17 protein-coding genes are annotated in these 18,006 nt (G+C 66.9%); 4 read left to right on the top strand and 13 right to left on the bottom strand.

All coding sequences use genetic code 11. The features are described from left to right. Positions 1–86: 86 nt before the first annotated feature. From glnT to CVM50_RS18705, 8 genes are all read right to left on the bottom strand, one after another. A complete protein-coding gene (gene glnT / locus CVM50_RS18740) occupies positions 87–1,403 on the bottom strand; it encodes a type III glutamate--ammonia ligase (protein ID WP_085888888.1) in 1,317 nt (438 codons plus the stop codon). Positions 1,404–1,537: 134 nt separating this feature from the next. Beyond that, entirely contained in the window at positions 1,538–2,863 is a 1,326-nt protein-coding gene (locus tag CVM50_RS18735) for an FMN-binding glutamate synthase family protein (RefSeq protein ID WP_085888887.1), read from the bottom strand. Positions 2,864–2,873: 10 nt separating this feature from the next. Continuing rightward, positions 2,874–3,557: a GltB/FmdC/FwdC-like GXGXG domain-containing protein gene (locus CVM50_RS18730; protein WP_085888886.1), complete on the bottom strand. Its 684-nt coding sequence runs from the start codon at positions 3,555–3,557 to the stop codon at positions 2,874–2,876. 3 nt (positions 3,558–3,560) lie between these two features. Beyond that, on the bottom strand, positions 3,561–4,445 hold the full coding sequence (locus tag CVM50_RS18725) for a class II glutamine amidotransferase (protein ID WP_085888885.1): 885 nt from the start codon (positions 4,443–4,445) through the stop codon (positions 3,561–3,563). Between the two features lie 150 nt (positions 4,446–4,595). Continuing rightward, positions 4,596–5,243, bottom strand: coding sequence for a helix-turn-helix domain-containing protein (locus CVM50_RS18720; protein ID WP_085888884.1), 648 nt, complete (start codon positions 5,241–5,243; stop codon positions 4,596–4,598). A 346-nt stretch (positions 5,244–5,589) separates the two neighbouring features. Next, positions 5,590–6,474 carry a formyltetrahydrofolate deformylase gene (gene purU / locus CVM50_RS18715; protein ID WP_085888883.1) on the bottom strand — a complete coding sequence of 295 codons (885 nt, stop codon included), beginning with the start codon at positions 6,472–6,474 and terminating at the stop codon, positions 5,590–5,592. Between the two features lie 24 nt (positions 6,475–6,498). Continuing rightward, positions 6,499–7,401, bottom strand: coding sequence for a bifunctional methylenetetrahydrofolate dehydrogenase/methenyltetrahydrofolate cyclohydrolase FolD (gene folD / locus CVM50_RS18710; RefSeq protein WP_085888882.1), 903 nt, complete (start codon positions 7,399–7,401; stop codon positions 6,499–6,501). Between the two features lie 499 nt (positions 7,402–7,900). Further along, positions 7,901–9,055, bottom strand: a complete 1,155-nt coding sequence (locus tag CVM50_RS18705; protein WP_085888881.1) for a CaiB/BaiF CoA transferase family protein — start codon at positions 9,053–9,055, stop codon at positions 7,901–7,903. Between the two features lie 181 nt (positions 9,056–9,236). Between CVM50_RS18705 and lhgO the strand changes: the two genes are divergently transcribed. Beyond that, positions 9,237–10,430 (top strand): L-2-hydroxyglutarate oxidase, encoded by a 1,194-nt coding sequence (lhgO, locus tag CVM50_RS18700; RefSeq protein ID WP_085888969.1) that lies wholly within the window; start codon positions 9,237–9,239, stop codon positions 10,428–10,430. Positions 10,431–10,640: 210 nt separating this feature from the next. After that, complete coding sequence (locus CVM50_RS18695) at positions 10,641–11,642, top strand: Ldh family oxidoreductase (protein WP_085888880.1); 1,002 nt, start codon at positions 10,641–10,643, stop codon at positions 11,640–11,642. Here CVM50_RS18695 and CVM50_RS18690 read toward each other — a convergent pair. Further along, positions 11,639–12,400: a sulfite exporter TauE/SafE family protein gene (locus CVM50_RS18690; protein WP_085888879.1), complete on the bottom strand. Its 762-nt coding sequence runs from the start codon at positions 12,398–12,400 to the stop codon at positions 11,639–11,641. The genes CVM50_RS18695 and CVM50_RS18690 overlap by 4 nt on opposite strands. Positions 12,401–12,432: 32 nt before the next feature. Here CVM50_RS18690 and rraA point away from each other — a divergent pair, with 32 nt between their 5' ends. Further along, a complete protein-coding gene (gene rraA / locus CVM50_RS18685) occupies positions 12,433–12,921 on the top strand; it encodes a ribonuclease E activity regulator RraA (protein WP_157792233.1) in 489 nt (162 codons plus the stop codon). A gap of 20 nt (positions 12,922–12,941) precedes the next feature. Here rraA and CVM50_RS18680 read toward each other — a convergent pair whose 3' ends face one another. The 4 genes from CVM50_RS18680 to CVM50_RS18665 all read right to left on the bottom strand — a co-directional run bounded on the left by CVM50_RS18680 (position 12,942) and on the right by CVM50_RS18665 (position 16,524). Next, complete coding sequence (locus tag CVM50_RS18680) at positions 12,942–14,006, bottom strand: 4-oxalomesaconate tautomerase (protein ID WP_085888877.1); 1,065 nt, start codon at positions 14,004–14,006, stop codon at positions 12,942–12,944. A 109-nt stretch (positions 14,007–14,115) separates the two neighbouring features. Beyond that, positions 14,116–14,790 (bottom strand): 4-carboxy-4-hydroxy-2-oxoadipate aldolase/oxaloacetate decarboxylase, encoded by a 675-nt coding sequence (locus CVM50_RS18675; protein ID WP_085888876.1) that lies wholly within the window; start codon positions 14,788–14,790, stop codon positions 14,116–14,118. Between the two features lie 3 nt (positions 14,791–14,793). Then, positions 14,794–15,771, bottom strand: coding sequence for a VOC family protein (locus tag CVM50_RS18670; protein ID WP_085888875.1), 978 nt, complete (start codon positions 15,769–15,771; stop codon positions 14,794–14,796). A 21-nt stretch (positions 15,772–15,792) separates the two neighbouring features. Next, the gene (locus tag CVM50_RS18665) at positions 15,793–16,524 is read right to left on the bottom strand and encodes a PIG-L deacetylase family protein (protein ID WP_085888874.1); all 732 of its coding nucleotides are present in this window, start codon (positions 16,522–16,524) and stop codon (positions 15,793–15,795) included. A 238-nt stretch (positions 16,525–16,762) separates the two neighbouring features. Here CVM50_RS18665 and CVM50_RS18660 point away from each other — a divergent pair, with 238 nt between their 5' ends. Then, positions 16,763–17,935, top strand: a complete 1,173-nt coding sequence (locus tag CVM50_RS18660) for a LysR family transcriptional regulator (protein ID WP_085888873.1) — start codon at positions 16,763–16,765, stop codon at positions 17,933–17,935. The last annotated feature ends 71 nt before the right edge of the window (positions 17,936–18,006 follow it).

Here is an 18,006-nt window from a genome sequence, read left to right as displayed (position 1 = left end):
GACGTAGTGAAACCGTAACAAAAAAGGCCCGGGGACACCCCGGGCCAGTCGCCGGCCGGATCTTGCGGCCAACGGGGAGAGGTCCCTCAGATATCCAGCGTGTTGTCCTTCTCCCAGCGGGAGAAGTGGGACACGAAACTGTTCCATTCCTGATGCTTCATCTTGGCATAGGAGGCAGAGAAGTCGGTGCCCAGCATCGCCTGCAACTCGTCATCCGCCTCGAAGGCGCGGATGGCATCCAGCAGGTTCAGCGGCAGCTTCGGCGCATCGGTGATCTTGTGGCCTTCGGCGTACATGTCGATGTCGTGGCGTTGCCCCGGATCGGCCTTGGACCGGATGCCCGAGAGGCCCGCGGCGATGATCACCGCCTGCAACAGGTAGGGGTTGGCGGCGCCATCGGGCAGACGCAGCTCGAACCGGCCGGGGCCGGGGACGCGCACCATGTGGGTGCGGTTGTTGCCGGTCCAGGTGACGGTGTTGGGCGCCCAGGTGGCCCCGGACATGGTGCGCGGCGCGTTGATCCGTTTGTAGCTGTTCACCGTGGGGTTGGTCAGCGCCGCCAGAGCCTCGGCATGTTTCATGATGCCGCCCAGGAAGTACCCGCCGCGCTCGCTGAGGCCGACCTCGCCGATCTGACCCCCGGCATCGCCTGCAAAGGCGTTCTCCTTGCCCTCCAGATCCCAGACCGAGATATGGGCGTGGCAGCCGTTGCCGGTCAGCCCCTCGATGGGTTTCGGCATGAAGGTGGCGCGGAAGCCGTGCTTTTCGGCCACCGATTTGACCATGAACTTGAAGAAGGAATGCCGGTCGGCGGTGACAAGGGCGTCGTCGAACGCCCAGTTCATCTCGAACTGGCCGTTCGCGTCCTCGTGGTCGTTCTGGTAGGGGCCCCAGCCCAGATCCAGCATGTAATCGCAGATCTCGCTGATCACGTCATAGCGGCGCATCACCGCCTGCTGGTCGTAGCAGGGCTTCTCGGCGGTATCGAAGGGGTCGGAGATCACGTCGCCTTCGGGGGTCAGCAGGAAGAACTCGGCCTCGATCCCGGTCTTGACGCGCAGGCCTTCCTTGGCGGCCTCGGCCACCAGGCCCCGCAGCACGTTGCGCGGCGCCTGGGCGACGTCCTCGCCTTCCATGACGCAGTTGGCGGCGACCCACGCGACCTCGGGCTTCCAGGGCAGCTGGATCACCGTGGTCGGGTCCGGCACGGCCAGCATGTCGGGATGGGCTGGCGTCAGGTCCAGCCAGGTGGCGAAACCCGCGAAACCGGCGCCGTCCTCGGTCATGTCGGCGATGGCGGCGGCGGGCACCAGTTTCGCCCGCTGCCCGCCGAAGAGGTCGGTGTAGGAGATCATGAAATACTTGACGCCATTGGCCTTCGCGAAGGCGGTGAGGTCGGTCATAGCGTGTCCTTTCCCTGTCGTGTCGCGGGGGTCTGGCGCCCCGTCTGTCGATCCATTCGTCTCATGTTGTCGGCCCGCTCAGCGCCTGCCGTGCCGCCAAGGGCGAACGGCGGGGATCGCTCCCCGCCGCTGTCTCAGAACCCGGGTTTGCCCGGCCACCAGTTTGTCCCGGCCAGGGGCACCTGCGCCATGGCGGCGGCCTCCATCGTCAGGGCACAGAGGTCTTCCGGTTCAAGATTGTGCACATGGCTCTTGCCGCAGGCGCGGGCGAGGGTCTGGGCCTCCAGCGTCATGACGTTCAGGTAGTTCCGCAGGCGCCGCCCGGCGGCCTCCGGATCCAGCCGCGCCATCAGCTCGGGGTCCTGGGTGGTGATGCCGGCGGGGTCGCGGCCCTCGTGCCAGTCGTCATAGGCGCCAGCGGTGGTGCCCAGCTTGTTGTACTCGGCCTCCCACTTGGGATCGTTGTCGCCCAGGGCCACCAGCGCGGCGGTGCCGATGGAAACCGCATCGGCGCCAAGCGCCAGCGCCTTGGCCACGTCGGCGCCGGTGCGGATGCCGCCCGAGACGACCAGCTGCACCTCGCGGTGCAGGCCCAGATCCTGCAGCGCCTGCACGGCGGGGCGGATGCAGGCGAGCGTCGGCTGGCCCACGTGTTCGATGAAGACGTCCTGCGTCGCCGCCGTGCCGCCCTGCATGCCGTCCAGCACGATCACGTCCGCGCCCGCCTTCACCGCAAGCGCCGTGTCGTAATAGGGGCGCGCGCCGCCGACCTTGATGTAGATCGGCTTTTCCCAGTTGGTGATCTCGCGCAGCTCCAGGATTTTGATCTCAAGGTCATCCGGCCCGGTCCAGTCGGGGTGGCGACAGGCGGAACGCTGGTCGATGCCCACGGGCAGGTCGCGCATCCCGGCGACCCGCTCGGTGATCTTCTGACCCAGCAACATGCCGCCGCCGCCGGGCTTGGCGCCCTGGCCCACGACCACCTCTATGGCGTCCGCGCGGCGCAGGTCGTCGGGGTTCATTCCGTAGCGCGAGGGCAGGTACTGATAGACCAGCTTCTCGCTATGCCCGCGCTCTTCCTCGGTCATGCCGCCATCGCCGGTGGTGGTGGAGGTACCCGCCATGGTCGCGCCCCGACCCAGGGCCTCTTTCGCATTGGCGGAGAGGGAGCCGAAGGACATGCCGGCGATGGTGATCGGAATCTTCAGCTCGATCGGTTTCTTGGCGAACCGGGTGCCCAGCACGACGTCGGTGCCGCATTTCTCGCGGTAGCCTTCCAGCGGGTAGCGGCTGATCGAGGCGCCGAGGAACAGCAGGTCGTCGAAATGCGGCACGCGGCGTTTCGCGCCGCCGCCGCGGATGTCGTAGATGCCGGTCGCGGCTGCGCGGCGGATCTCGGAATTGGTCTCCTTGGAGAAGGTCCAGGATTGGCGCGGGTCGGTCTGTGGGGTCTTGTCCATGTCGCGCTCCTCAATACTCGTCGGCGTGGTCGATGTTGAAATTGTAGAGCTTGCGGGCCGAGCCATAGCGTTTGAACTCTTCCGGCTTTGCGTCGGCGCCGGCCTTCTCCAGCAGGTTGGCCAGCACCTTCAGATGCTCGGGGCGCATCTCCTTCTCGATGCAGTCGGCGCCGAGGGATTTGACGGAGCCGCGCACGAAAAGGCGCGCCTCGTAAAGGCTGTCGCCCAGGGCCTCGCCCGCGTCGCCCAGCACCACCAGGTTGCCCTTCTGCGCCATGAAGGCGGACATATGGCCGATGTTGCCATGTACCACGATGTCGATCCCCTTCATCGAGATACCGCAGCGGCTCGACGCATTGCCCTTGATGACCAGCAGCCCGCCATGGCCGGTGGCGCCCGCGTACTGGCTGGCGTCGCCGTCGATGACCACGGTGCCCGACATCATGTTTTCCGCCACGCCCGGCCCGGCGGAGCCTTCGACGTGCACGGTGGCGTCCTTGTTCATGCCCGCGCAGTAGTAGCCGGTGGAGCCTTTCACGGTGACGGTCAGCGGGCCGTTCAGCCCGCAGGCGACCGCATGGCTGCCGCGCGGGTTGATGATTTCATAGGGTTCGGCGATCTGGGTACCGGCGGCGCCTTGCAGGGTCTGGTTGACCTCGCGCAGCTCGACTTGCGACATATCGAGGGTGGGCATGGCTCAACGCTCCCAGAAATAGACGGTGGCGGGTTCGGGTTCCCAGACGCGGGCGGTGTCGATACCCGGCAGGTCGGCGAAGGCGCGGTATTCGCTGGCGAAGGCGACGTAGTCGTCGGTCTCGGCCATGACGGCGGGCTTGCAGGCGATGGGATCTCGCACCACGCCGAAACCGGTCTTGGTGCCGGTGACGAAGGTGAAGAACCCGTCGAGATCCTTCAGCGTGCCTTCCAGGGCCTCGCCCAGGGTCGCGCCCTCGGCGATGCGCGAGCTGATATAGGCCGCGCCCACCTCGGTGTCGTTCTCGGTCTTGGTGAAGACGCCCTTCTTGGCCAGCCGGCGGCGCATGTCGTTGTGGTTCGACAGGCTGCCGTTGTGCACCAGGCACTGATCCTCGGCGGTGGAGAAGGGGTGCGCGCCCAGCGTGGTCACGGCCGACTCGGTTGCCATGCGGGTGTGGCCGATGCCGTGGCTGCCGCCCATCTCGCGCAGGCCGAAGCGCTCGGCCACGTCTTTCGGCAGGCCGACCTCCTTGAAGATCTCCATCGCCTCGCCAATGCCCATGATGCGCAGGTCCCGGGCCTCCAGCGCCTCGATGGCGGCGGCCTCCTTCTCGGTGGGCACCAGCAGCACGGCGTGGGTGTCCTTCAGCGTCACCGGAATGCTCACGCCCAGGGTGGTTTCCAGCGCCTCGGCCAGCCCGTCGAAGGCGGCGGGGTCATCCGATTGCACGGTGAATTTCAGACCATCCGCTGCATCCCCATAGATCGCGATCCCGGCACTGTCCGGGCCGCGGTCGGTCATGGTGATCAGCATATCGGTCAGCATGTCGCCCAGGCGCGGGCGCAGCTCATCCTTCTTCAGGAAGAGGCCAACGATGCCACACATCTTCTCACTCCATCAGCAGTGGGGCCGTGCCCCGTCATGCCTTTCCTAGGAGGAGAGGTTATTTCCTGTAAAGAAAATTAATCCCTTTAGGGGAAAATGTTGCGGGCGGGCGTGCAGGGGCTCGCCGTGGTGCCTAGAATCCGGGCAGGATCACTTCTGCTGCTGTGGGTAGGTGATGATCGACAGGTAGCGGATGGGGAATTCCAGCATCCCTTCCGGCCCATGCGGCGCATCCGAGTCGAACAGGAGCGTATCGCCCGGTTCCAGCCGGTACATGGTGTCGCCGTGGCGGTAATCCAGCAGCCCGTCCAGCATGTAGAGCATCTCGATCCCCTCGTGCTGGAAGACGGGGAAGCGGTCGCTCTCGTTGTTCAGCGTGATGAGGTAAGGTTCGACCACCACGCCCGAGTTGTTCGACCCGATATGGCCCAGCAGGTTGTACTGATGCCCGGCGCGTGTGCCTTCGCGGTCGACCTCGGCGCCCTCGCCCGCCTTGGTGTGGACGCAGCCGCGCGCCTCCTCGTAGCCGGAAAACAGCTGCACCAGCGGCACGCGCAGGGCGTGGGCCAAGGTCTGGATCGTCGAGAGGGAGGGGGAGATCACCCCGTTCTCGATCTTCGACAGCATGCCCACCGAGACGCCCGCCGCCTGGGCCAGGTCGCTGCCGGTCATCCGCTGCCGCTTGCGCAGCTCGCGGACCTGGCGGCCGATGGCAACCTCCAGGTTCTTCTCGCGGGTTTCGCGCAGGGCGTGGGGGTTCTGGCGCAGCTTGGCCGGTTCGTCGGGGGTGTCGGTCACGTCGGGCTCTCCGTTGGTGAGGGACAAGAGAGCATGACGGGGCGCCGGTGAAAAGGTGGGCACGCGATGCGGGGCCCTGGCACGGGCTGCAAGCCCGGGCCGCGCCCGACCCTCCCCCCGGGAGGGCGCATCGGCGATGTCATGGAAAGCCGCAACGACGAAGGGGCTTTGAAGCGCGCCCTTAGCGGCAAGGAACCGAGGCGCCCACCCAGGGTCGGGCGCGTTCCTCTGTTCTAGTGCGTCCCTCTCGGGTGCCGACGCGACATGCCCGGAGATGAAAAGGGCGGGGAAATTCCCCGCCCTCTTCTTTCGGAGCCCAAGGCGCCGTCTTGATCGCCGCAGGCGATCAGCCCATGCGCTCGGAGGCGTAGGACCCCGGAGAGGCCGGGAAGACCACGGTCTTGTTGCCGTTCAGGAAGACACGGTGGTGGATATGCGCGTGGATCGCGCGGGCCAGAACCTGGCTTTCAACGTCACGGCCCAGGGACACGTAGTCCGACGGCGACTGCGCATGGGTGATGCGCACCGTGTCCTGCTCGATGATCGGGCCCTCGTCCAGGTCGGCGGTTACGTAGTGAGAGGTCGCGCCGATCAGCTTCACCCCGCGCTCATAGGCCTGCTTGTAGGGGTTGGCGCCCTTGAACGACGGCAGGAAGGAGTGGTGGATGTTGATGATCCGACCCGACATCTTCTGGCACATCTCGTCGCTGAGGATCTGCATGTAGCGCGCCAGCACGATCAGCTCGGCCCCGGTTTCGCGCACCACGTCCATGATGGCGGCCTCGGCCTGCGGCTTGTTCTCCTTGGTCACCTTGATGCAGTGGAAGGGGATGTCCTGGTTCACCACGACCTTCTGGTAATCCATGTGGTTGGAGATCACCGCCACGATGTCGATCGGCAGGGCGCCGATGCGCACGCGGTAGAGCAGGTCGTTCAGGCAGTGCCCGAAACGCGAGACCATGATGATGACCTTCATCCGCTCGGACGGATCGTGGAATTTCCACACCATGTCGAAGTCTGCCGCGATCGGACCGAAGCCCTCGCGCAGCTCGTCGATGCCCGTGCCTTCCTCGCTGACGAAGGTGACGCGGCTGAAGAACATGCCGGTCTCGGTGTCGTCGAACTGTGCCAGGTCGGTGATGTTGCAGCCCTTCTCGGCCAGGTAGCCCGAGATCTTGGCGACGATGCCGCGCTGCGTTTCGCAGGTCACGGTGAGGGTATATTCGCTCATGGTATGGTCCTTGGGGTCAGAAGATCAGGCGGTCAGGCCCTCGGGTTCAGGCAGGCCGGCTGCGCGGCAGCAGGCCGTCAGGGTATTGGCCAGCAGGCAGGCGATGGTCATCGGGCCGACGCCGCCGGGCACGGGGGTGATGGCCCCGGCCACCTCGGACGCGCTGTCGAAATCCACGTCGCCCACCAGGCGCGTCTTGCCCTCGCCCTTTTCCGGGGCGGGAATGCGGTTGATGCCCACGTCGATGACGGTGGCGCCCGGCTTCACGTGATCGGCGCTCAGCATCTGCGGGCGGCCCACGGCGGCGACCAGGATGTCGGCGCGGCGGCAGACCTCGGCCAGGTCCTTGGTGCGCGAGTGGGCGATGGTCACGGTGCAGCTGTCGCGCAGCAGCAGTTGCGCCATCGGCTTGCCCACGATGTTCGAGCGGCCCACGACCACGGCGTTCAGCCCGGACAGGCTGCCGTGGTGGTCGCGCAGCATCATCAGGCAGCCAAGCGGCGTGCAGGGCACCAGGGCCTTCTGGCCCGTCGCCAGCAGGCCGACGTTGGAGATGTGGAAGCCGTCGACGTCCTTGGCGGGGTCGATGGTGGCGAGCACCTTGGCCTCGTCGATGTGGTCCGGCAGCGGCAGCTGCACCAGGATGCCGTGCACCGCTGGATCGGCGTTCAGTTTCTCGACCAGGGCCAGCAGATCGGCCTCGGGCGTGGTATCCTCCAGCTTGTGCTCGTAGGAGTTCATGCCGGCCTCGATGGTCTGCTTGCCCTTGTTGCGGACATAGACCTGAGAGGCGGGGTCTTCGCCGACCAGCACGACGGCCAGACCGGGGGTGATACCGTGATCGGCTTTCAGCGTGGCGACTTGCTCGGCCACGCGGGCACGCACATCGGCGGCGAAGGCCTTGCCATCAATGATTTTCGCAGACATCCGTTCGGGCTCCTTGGGTTCCGCGGCGCGTCGGGCGGGCGGTTTGGGTCGGTCCTCGCCGTACCGGAACTTCTGCCGGGAAAACAGCCGCGCGCAGGGCCGGGCGCGACACTTCCGTGCAAAAAGGCGGCGAAATGGGGCGGTTGGTTTCCTTTCGGGAACGCGGCGTTCCGAAAGCGGACGGGCCGCCTGCGCCGGGGCGCGGGACCGTCAGGGCGTGTGTTGTCGGGCCGCAGGTGCCCTGCACCGCGGTCTGTCGCCTCTGGATCGACATGCTTCCTCCATTCCACCGCGCCCGGGGGCGTCGGTGATCTCCTCTGATGCGGTGTATACATTGCATCGAGGGGGGAGGTCACGTGTTTTGTTGGGAAAACCGCCGGAGTTGGTGGAAATCGCGTTCCTATAGTGAATTTCCTCCACCATAGGCCAGCTCGGGGCGCCCGGTCGCCGTTCGGGACGCGCCAGCGCGACCCGTCCTCAGGGTATCAATGTATACAAATCAGGAGGAGAATCGCCATTCCCCGTCGCCAAGCGCCGGCGCGGCCTTGTCCACCGCCAGGTCGGAGCGGGAGAATTGCACCGGGGTGCGCAGCCCGGCCAGCCCCTCGGGGGCGATCTGCATGCCCCGGGCAACGATCTGGCGGTCTGCCAGGGCCTCCTCCACCGTGTTGATCGGCCCGCCGGGCACGCCGCCGGCCTCCATCGCCGCGATCAGCTCGGCCTTGGGGCGCAGGCGGGTCTTTTCGGAAATCAGCTCGGCCAGCCGGTCGCGGTTGCCGACGCGGGCGGCGTTGGTGGCGAAGGCGGGATCGTCCGCCAGCTCCAGCCCGAGGATCCCGCAAAGCGCACGGAACTGCCGGTCATTGCCACAGGCGACGATGAAATGGCCGTCGGCGGCTGGAAACACCTGGTAGGGTACGATCGACGGATGCGCATTGCCCAGCCGGTGCGGCACCTGGCCGCCCAGCAGGAAGTTCATCGCCTGGTTGGCCAGAACGCCCACGCCCGCGTCCAGCAGGCTGAGGTCGACGTGCTGCCCCTTGCCCGAGCGCGCCCGTTCGGCCAAGGCCGCCTGCACGCCGATGACACCGTAAAGCCCGGTGAAGATGTCGATCCAGGCCACGCCGATCTTCTGCGGCTCGCCGTCGGGGTCGCCGGTCAGGTCCATGATCCCGCACATGCCCTGGATCAGGAAGTCATAGCCCGGCTGCTTGGCGCGCGGCCCATCCTGCCCGAAGCCGGTGACGGAGGCATAGACCAGCCCCGGGTTGGCATCCTTCAGGCTGTCGTAATCCAGCCCGAACTTGGCCAGCCCACCGACCTTGAAGTTCTCCAGCACCACGTCCGCCTCGGCGATCAGCGCCTTCAGCTTCTCCAGCTGCGTCGGGTCGCCGAAATCGCAGGTGATCGAGGTCTTGCCCCGGTTGGCGGCGTGGAAATAGGCGGCCACGGTTTCCTCGCCGCCACGACCGTCGGGGCGGGTGATGAAGGGCGGGCCCCAGCGACGGGTATCGTCGCCCTCGGGCGCTTCCACCTTGATGACTTCGGCGCCCAGGTCGGCCAGGGTCTGGCCGATCCAGGGCCCGGCCAGGATCCGCGCCAGTTCCACGACCTTCAGCCCCTTCAGGGGCGCGTCACCTGTTCCCGATGTCATGTCATTCCCTCTCGTCATGCCTGCCCCCTACCTAGCGGCCGAAGCCCCCGAGATGAAACGAGTTCTGGTCATGGCATGATGCGTCCGGCGCATAAGGCGGGTGCTCTGGCGCTTCGGCGGGCCAGATGCCATCATCGGGGCGAACCGCCCCCTGGGGGCGTGCACCGTGGAGGGGCAGCACATGATCTTCGACTATTGCATCATCGGCGGCGGCATCGTCGGGCTGGCGACGGCGCGGGCGCTGCTGGCCCGGACCCCCGGCGCCTCGCTGGTGGTGCTGGAGAAGGAGCCGGAGCTGGGCCGCCACCAGACCGGGCGCAATTCCGGCGTGATCCATTCGGGCATCTATTACGCGCCGGGTTCCTTCAAGGCGCGGCTCTGCCGCGAGGGCGCGGCGCGCACCAAGGAACTGTGCCAGCAGCACGGGGTGCCGTACGAGGATCGGGGCAAGCTGATCGTCGCCACCCGGGAAGAGGAGATCCCCCGCCTCGACGCGCTGTACGACCGGGCTGGCGAAAACGGCATCCGGGCGGAGCTGATCGACGGGGCCGAGATCGCGGCGCGTGAACCCAATGTGACGGGGCTGAAGGCCATCCATGTGCCCGAGGCGGCCATCGTGGACTACACCAGAGTGATGCAGGTGATCCTGGCGGAGATCGAGGCCCAGGGCGCCGAGATCCGGTTCGAGACCGCGCCGCGTGCGATCACCGAGGCGGGCGATCAGGTGACAGTCGACACCGGCGGCGAGGTGATCACCGCCCGCCGCCTGGTGGCCTGCGCCGGGTTGCAGTCGGACCGGGTGGCGCGCATGGCGGGGATCGACCCGGGGCTGCAGATCGTGCCCTTCCGCGGCGAATACTATCGCCTGGCGCCGCGCCGCAACGACGTGGTGCACGCGATGATCTACCCGGTGCCGGAACCGGGGCTGCCCTTCCTGGGCACCCACCTGACGCCGATGATCGACGGCTATGTCACCGTGGGGCCGAACGCCATGCTGGGCTTCGCGCGCGAGGGCTATCCCAAGTGGTCGGTGAACCCCCGTGATGCGCTGCAGATGCTGAGTTTCCCGGGCTTCTGGAAATCCATCCTGCAATATGTCGGCCCGGGCCTGACCGAGCTCGGCAACTCGGTCTTCCGCCGCCGCTACCTGGACACCTGCCGCCGCTACTGCCCGGCGCTGGAGCTGTCGGACCTGACCCCCGAACCCTGCGGCATCCGCGCCCAGGCGATCCTGAAGGACGGCAGCATGAGCCAGGATTTCGTGTTCCTCGACACCGACCGGATGCTTCATGTCTGCAACGCCCCCAGCCCGGCGGCGACCTCCGCCCTGCCGATCGGGGATCTGATCGCGGAAAAGCTGCTCGGACCCAAGTGAGGCCCGTCGTGCGAGGCGCGACAGGTAGAGGGTGAGGGGGGCGCTGCCCCTTGAGCTTTCGAGGGCCACCCTCCTTGCACTTCTCCATGCTGAAAATGTCCCCGCCGGAGGCATCGCCCGGCAGGGCGATAGGCTGGCGTGGGGCATCGGCTTGACTGTCCCGCGCCGAGGCGATCCATTGGCGCCACGTTTCCAGATCGGACCTCTCCCATGACCAGCCGCACCCTGACCCCCGCCGAGGCCCATGCCCTCGTCGTCGACACTCTGACCCGCTGCGGTACCGATCCTGCCAATGCGGTGCCGGTGGCCGAGGCCCTGGTGGGGGCGGAGCTGACGGGGCAATACGGCCACGGGCTGCGCCGCCTGCCGACCTACGCGCGCCATGTCCTGACGGGGAAGGTGAAGGGCCGGGTGCAGCCGACCAGCCAGCGCACGCGCCCCGGTGCCCTGCTGGTCGATGCCCATGACGGGTTCGCCTATCCCGCCCTCGACATGGCGCTGGAGCAGCTGCCCGAGATGGCGCGCGACAACGGCATAGCCATCGCCGGGCTGCACAATTCGCATCATTGCGGCGTCGCCGGCCTGCCGGTGGAGCGGCTGGCCCAGCAAGGCTTCCTGGCGATCTTCATGGCCAATGCCCCCGCCGCCATGGCGCCCTGGGGCGGGCGCAAGCCGCTCTTCGGCACCGATCCCATTGCCTTTGCCGCCCCCGTCGCAGGCGGCGATCCGGTGGTCGTCGATATCTCCCTGTCGAAGGTCGCCAAGGGCAAGATCATGGCCGCGACCCAGACCGGGGAGGACATCCCCGAGGGCTGGGCGCTGGATGCCGCTGGCAACCCCACCACCGACGCCCATGCGGCGATGAAGGGCACCATGCTGCCCATGGGCGAGGCCAAGGGCACGGCGCTGGCGATCATGGTGGAGATGCTGGCCGCAGGCCTGACCGGCGCCCTTTACGCCCATGAGGCCAATTCCTTCTTCGATGCGGAAGGGGACCCGATGGGGGTGGGCCAGGTCATCCTGGCCATCGACGCCACCGTCTTTGGCCCCCATGCCACTACGCGCTTTGCCGACATGGCCCGCGAGATCGAGGAGATGGAGGGCGCGCGCCTGCCCGGTCGCCGCCGTCAGCAGATCCGGGCGGAGCTGTCGAGGACGGGCATCGCGGCCGATGTCTCCCTGCTGGAGGAGATCGACGGGCTGGCCCGTTAACCCGCCAGCAGGGTGCTGGCGCCCCGCCAGATCAGCCGGGCCGAGATCAGCACCAAGGCCAGGTTCAGCGCCCGGCGGAACTGTCGGTCGTCCAGGCGCATCAGCACCCGCTTGCCCAGCACCGTGCCAAGAAACCCCATGGCGATCATCAGCAGGATGAACCCGGCCCAGGGGCCGAAGGCGAAGCCGAGAAAGCCGAAGGTCAGGCTTTTCAGGCTGTGCTGGATCGTCATCAGCACCGCATGGGTGCCGACGTGGGCCTGTCGCGGCAGGGTCAGCGATTTCACGTAATTGGCCACGAAGGGTCCGGTGGCGCCGAAGAACATCGTCAGGAAGGACGACGCCAGCCCGGTCAGCCCGCCGGCCTTCGCCAGCCAGGCGGGCGGGGTGCGGAAGACGGACCACAGGACGAAGGCGCCGATGCCGATCTGCACCACCGCAGGTTCCAGCCGCACCGCCACCGACCCGCCGATGACTACCCCCAGGACGGAGCCCGCGGCGAAGGTCGCCACCACCCGCCATTGCGCATGGGCCAGCATCAGCACGGCGCGGAAGGCGTTGGACCCCAGCTGGATCACCCCGTGCACCGGGATCAGCGCCAGTGGGGGAAACAGGCTGGCCATCACTGCCAGCAACAGAACCCCGCCGCCGATCCCCATGGAGGCGGTGATGAAGCTAGACGCGAGGCTCATACCCGCCATGAGAAGCCCGGATTCCACCGGCAATCCATTGAAAATCACTTCTATGAGGCGTTCCATGCGGCCCAGCTCTCCCTATGGAATTGGTGCAGATGAAAACGACGTGCGACCTGCATGAAGATTACGGCAATGCGATTGAGATCCTGCCCTACGGCCTGACCTCCTACGGGGCAAGGACCGGTTTCCAAGGGCCGATCGAAACGCTGAAGTGTTTCGAGGACAATACGAAGCTGCGGGAATTGTCGCGCAGCGAGGGCGACGGGCGGGTGCTGGTCGTAGATGGTGCGGGGTCGCTGCACGCGGCCCTTCTGGGCGGGCGGCTGACCCGGCGCTTCGCGGAAAACGGCTGGGCCGGGCTGGTGATCTGGGGCGCGGTGAAGGACGTGACCGAGATCCGCGAGTTGGACATCGGGGTGCTGGCCCTGGGCCATATCCCCCGCCACTGCATGTCGCGCGGCGACGGGCAGGTGGACGTGCGGCTGCACCTCGGCGGCGCCCGGATCGACCCCTATGGCTACCTCTACCATGACGAGGATGGCACGGTGATCTTCCCGCCCGAGATCGAACACCCCTTCGGATAAGGGTCGGCCTTCGGCCAGGCTCAGGGAAAGACCCGCCCGTCGAACAGCTTGCGCGCCGTGCGCAGGGTGCCGGCGCCGTTGATCTGCCCGCTCGCGTCGGTCTCGATCAGCACCTCGGCCGCACCCGAGGGATGCTCGATCCGGAACCGGCCATCCTCGGGCAGTTGCGCCAGAGCGGCGGCGGGGCTGCCCTCGATCAGGCAGGCGGAGGCCACGGTGACGGCGGCGAAGACCCCGATCGAGGCATGGCAGCGATGCGGGATGAAGCTGCGGGTGGCGAGCGCCCCGCCCGCCTGGGGGGGCGAGACCAGTGTCATCTTCGGCACCGATTTCTCTGCCACGTCGCCGAGATTCATCATCGGCCCGGCCTTGAGGCGGATCGCCTCCAGCCGCTCTTTCAGGGCGCCGTTCGCCTCCAGTTCCTCGCGCGTTTCGGTGCCGGTGATGCCCAGTTCGCTGGCGGCCATGACGACACAGGGCATGCCATTGTCGATCAGCGTGCAGGCCACGCCCTCGATCTCGTCGGCGCCGTTTCCAGTGGGCAGCATGACGCCGCCGCCGGTCATCGACCCGGCGGTGCCGGTGAACATCAGCGGCACCGGCGCATGGGTGCCGGGCACGCCGTCGATGGCGGCGTCGCCCGCGTAGGTCACCCGCCCGTTCGGTGTCTGAACTTTGGCCACGGCCACTTCGCCGGTGTTGCGCATGTGGATGCGCACCGGGGTCACGTCGCCCGCCACGGGCACCAGCCCGCGTTCAATCGCGGCGGGACCGACACCGGCCAGGATATTGCCGCAGCCCTGGGCGTCGGTGACGATGGCCTCGTCGACGAAAACCTGCAGGAAGAGGTAATCCACGTCCGCGTCCTCGCGCGTGGGCGGACCCAGAACCGCGACCTTCGAGGTCAGCGGATCCGCCCCGCCGATCCCGTCGATCTGCCGCGGATCGGGCGAGCCCATGATGCCAAGCAGAAGCGCATCGCGTTCCTCCACGCTTTCGGGCAGATCCGAGGCCAGGAAATAGGCCCCCTTGGAGGTCCCGCCCCGCATCCAGAGGCAGGGAATTCCGTCCTGATACTCGGGCATGACGCCCCTCCCATTTGTTGGCCAGAAATATCCTCGGGGGTGGCTGGGGGCGGAAAGCCTCCCAGCCTCTCAGCTTGTCCTATCGCGTGGGCAGGATGGCAGCTGCCCGTCAGATGTACTTCAACCCCTTGGCTTCCAGCCGCGGCCGCATGTCGTAGATGTCGAGGCCCAGCTCTCCGGCGGCCAAACGCACGCGCTTGGCTTCTTCGGCGTCCAGACGCTTGCGGGTCGCGGCCAGCACGGTTTCGGCGTCTTCGCGGCGCACCACGCAGACACCGTCGTCATCGGCCACCATGATGTCACCCGCGCGGATCGCCTGACCGGCGCAGACGATGTCGACGTTCACCGAGCCGAGCGTTTCCTTCACCGTGCCCTGGCAGGACACGGCCTTGGACCAGACGGGGAAATTCATCTCGCGCAGGTCGGCGGTATCGCGCACGCCCGCGTCGATGATCAGCCCGCGGCAGCCCCGCGCCTGGGCCGAGGTCGCCAGCAGGTCGCCGAAATAACCGTTGTCGCAGGGAGAGGTGGGCGCCAGCACCATCACGTCCCCCGCCTGCAGCTGTTCGATCGCCACGTGGATCATCCAGTTGTCGCCCGGCGCGGCCGAGATCGTGACGGCGGAGCCGGCGATCTTCACCCCCTGCTGGATCGGGCGCATGTAGGCGGCCAGGCAGCCGGTGCGCCCGGCGGCCTCGTGCACGGTGGCGACACCGGCGGCGGCCAGTTCGTCAATGATGGCCTGATCGGCCCGTTCGATGTTCTGGACGACGACATTTGCCATGCCTCAGCCCTCCTTCTTGTCCACGGGCGGGGTGCCGTGGGTGTGAAATGTCTCGATGGTCTTCAGGCCCCAGGCCTGGCCCTTCTTGCGGTCGGCCTCGGTCCAGACGACGGGCTCCCAGCCGGGATCGAGGATCAGCCGCGCGCCGGCATTGGCCAGCTCGATGCGGTTGCCCGCAGGTTCCCAGGCATAGAGGAAGAAGGACCCCTGGATCGCATGCTTGTGCGGCCCCGTCTCGATATGCACGCCGTTCTCCAGGTAGATGTCGGCGGCGCGCAGGATGTCCTCGCGGGTATCGGTGGCGAAGGTGACGTGGTGCAGACGCCCCTGGCCGCCGCCGCGTTCCTCGGAGCAGACCAGGTCATAGGTCTTGTTGTTGCACGAGAACCAGCAGCCCCCCATGCGCCCGTTGTCCAGCTGGATATACTCGGTCACGCGGGAGCCGAGGCAGGTATCCACCCAGTCCTTGAAGGCCCGCACGTCCTCACCCAGCAGGTTGACGTGGTCGATCCGGCGCGGGCTGATGCCCTGGGCGTGGTAGCGCGAGGCGAGGTTCTTCAGCGCCGAGGCATCCTCGGGCGGGGCCTGGTATTTCACCGTGTCCCAGTAGAGCTCGAAGACATGGCCGAAGGGATCCTCGAACCGATAGGCGCGACCGTGGGACAGGTCGCCGTCGACCCAGCCGTGGGTCACGTAATCGCTGGCCTCGATGACCGCCACGCGCCGCTCCAGCGCCTCCGGCGAGGCGACGCGATAGCCGATGTGGCCGATCCCCGTGGTGTCGGATTTCGTCAGCTTCAGCGAGCAGAACTCGTAATCCTCCCAGGCGCGCAGATAGGCGCTGTTGCCCTCCTCGGCGGAGAGCTTCAGCCCGAAAATGCGGGTGAAGAAGTCGAGGCTTTCGTCATACTTGTCGGTCAGCACCTCGACGTGGCCCAGGTGGGCCAGGTCGGGATGCGGCATCGTTGGAACGTCGGACATGGTTTCCTCCCTCGGACCGCGTCAAAGTTCGTCGACGGTGCGCGGGAAGATCGACTGGAACCCTTCCGCGTACTTGCAGTCGCGCCCGCCGGACATGCCACCCGAGTTGCGCTTGAAGTGGTTGGCGCGTTGCTGGGCGACGCGGGTGTAGTAGTCCCACAGGTGCACCTGGCCGTTCATGCATTCCATCGCCGCGCGTTTCTTGTCCCAGACCGGCGTGATGTCGAGGAAGGTGTCGGGCTTCCATCCCATCTGTTCGGTCTGGTGCGGCTCGAACAGGTAGAGCTGCGGCGCGCCCAGCACGGTCTCGCCAGGGTTGTGGCCCCAGGCCTGTGCGATCATGCGGCACTCCAGGGCGATCTGGGTCATGTACATGTGGTCAGTGTTGTAGGGGTCGTATTGGCTATGGCTCATCATGAAGCGCGGCTGCACCTTGCGGATCAGGTCGACCAGCTTGAACTTGTCGTCCTTCTCCAGCTGCAGCGGGTAGTCGCCCAGGTCGAAGCATTCCAGATGCGCGGCGCCCAGGGCGTCGGCGGCGGCCTCGGCCTCGCCGCGGCGGATCGCCTTCACCTCGTCCAGGCTCTTGCCCTCTTTCCACAGGCGCGCGCTCTCGCCGCGCTCCCCGAAGCTGAGGCAGGCGACAGTGACGTCATAGCCCTTTTCCGCATGCAGGGCGATCGCGCCGCCGCAGCGCCAGACGAAGTCGGCGGCATGGGCGGAGATGATGAGGGCGGTGGGTTTGTCGGACATGGGGGTCTCCTTCGTGCAGGCCGCTGTGCCGGGACGGCGCCGGATGCGGGTCGCGTGAACCTTCACCGATCAGCGCGGAAAACCCAAATTTGAAGAGCGTGGCGCCCGATAAGTTCATGCTATAGCATTCTAGTGTGGAGCGCGGATTGGAATGAATGCCTACAAGTGAAATGGTGGACCCATTAATTATGCAATCTCGAATGTACATTTTTGCAAAAGGGGATGCCGGAGGCTTGGCATGAAATGGAACCTGCGCCACCTGAGGGTGTTTTTGGCGATCACGCGGCATTGTTCCGTTTCGCGCGCGGCGCAGGAATGCAACCTGTCGCAGCCGGCCGCGACCCAGGCGATTGCCAAGCTGGAACGCGACCTGGCGCAGTCCCTTTTCCGGCATATGTCGCAGGGCCTTTTTCCCACTCCGGCGGGGGAGATGCTGGCGGCACGCGTCGCCCGCGCCCTGCGCCGTATCGACCGGGCGGCGGCGCCGATCTCGCCGCGGCTGGCCGGCGCCGCCAGCTTTGCCCAGCTGGAGGCGCTGATCGCCCTGCGCGAGACCGAGAACTTTACCCTGGCCGCCCGGCGCCTGGGGCTGTCGCAGCCCACGGTGCACCGAGCCGTGGCCTACCTGGAATCCGAGGCGCGGCGGCCGCTGTTCGACCGCACCGCCCAGGGCATCCGGGCAAGCCGTCCGGCGCGACAGCTGGCGGACGCCGCACGTCTGGCCTTCGCCGAGCTGGAGCAGGGGGAAATGGAGCTGGCCGAACTTGCCGGTCGCGCGGCCGGCCGGATTGTGGTCGGGGCCATGCCGCTGGCGCGCAGCTCCTTGTTGCCAAGGGCCATCGCCGCGTTTCGCGCGGCCCGGCCCGACACCCTGATCCGGGTCGACGAAGGTCCCTATGCCGATCTTCTGGCCGGGTTGCGGCGGGGGGAAATCGACTTTCTCATCGGCGCCCTGCGTGATCCCCTGCCCATCGGGGACGTGGTTCAGCAGGAGCTGTTCGAGGATGACCTGATCCCGGTGGTCGGCCCCGATCACCCCCTGCGCGATCGCCCGGATCTGACGCTGGAGGATCTGGCCGCGCAGCCCTGGGTCCTGGCGCGGCAGGGCACGCCCTCGCGCCGGATCTTCGACGGGCTGTTCCAGGGCCATCGTCCGCCCGAAAGCATCGTGGAGACCGGCTCGATGATCCTGATGCGGGAGATGCTGCGCGCCTCCGACCATGTCGGCTTCATTTCGCGGCTTCAGGCGGCTGCCGAGATCGACCTCGGGCTGATGGTGCCCCTGCCGCTGGACCTGCCCGGAACGCGCCGTCCCATCGGGCTGACAACCCGCCAGGACTGGCTTCCGACAGCGGCTCAGGACGCTTTCCTTCGGGAACTATCCGTGTCGGTACGACAAAAGTCGTATTAGTTTTAGTTAATATCTCAATTGCAAATTGATTCACGTCATTGTGTAATTGGTCATGTGAACAATTCTGTTGT

Source organism: Pseudooceanicola marinus, assembly GCF_002786295.1.
In the GTDB taxonomy this organism is placed as follows: Bacteria; Pseudomonadota; Alphaproteobacteria; order Rhodobacterales; family Rhodobacteraceae; genus Pseudooceanicola; species Pseudooceanicola marinus.
This window is presented reverse-complemented; position numbering and strand designations above follow the sequence as displayed.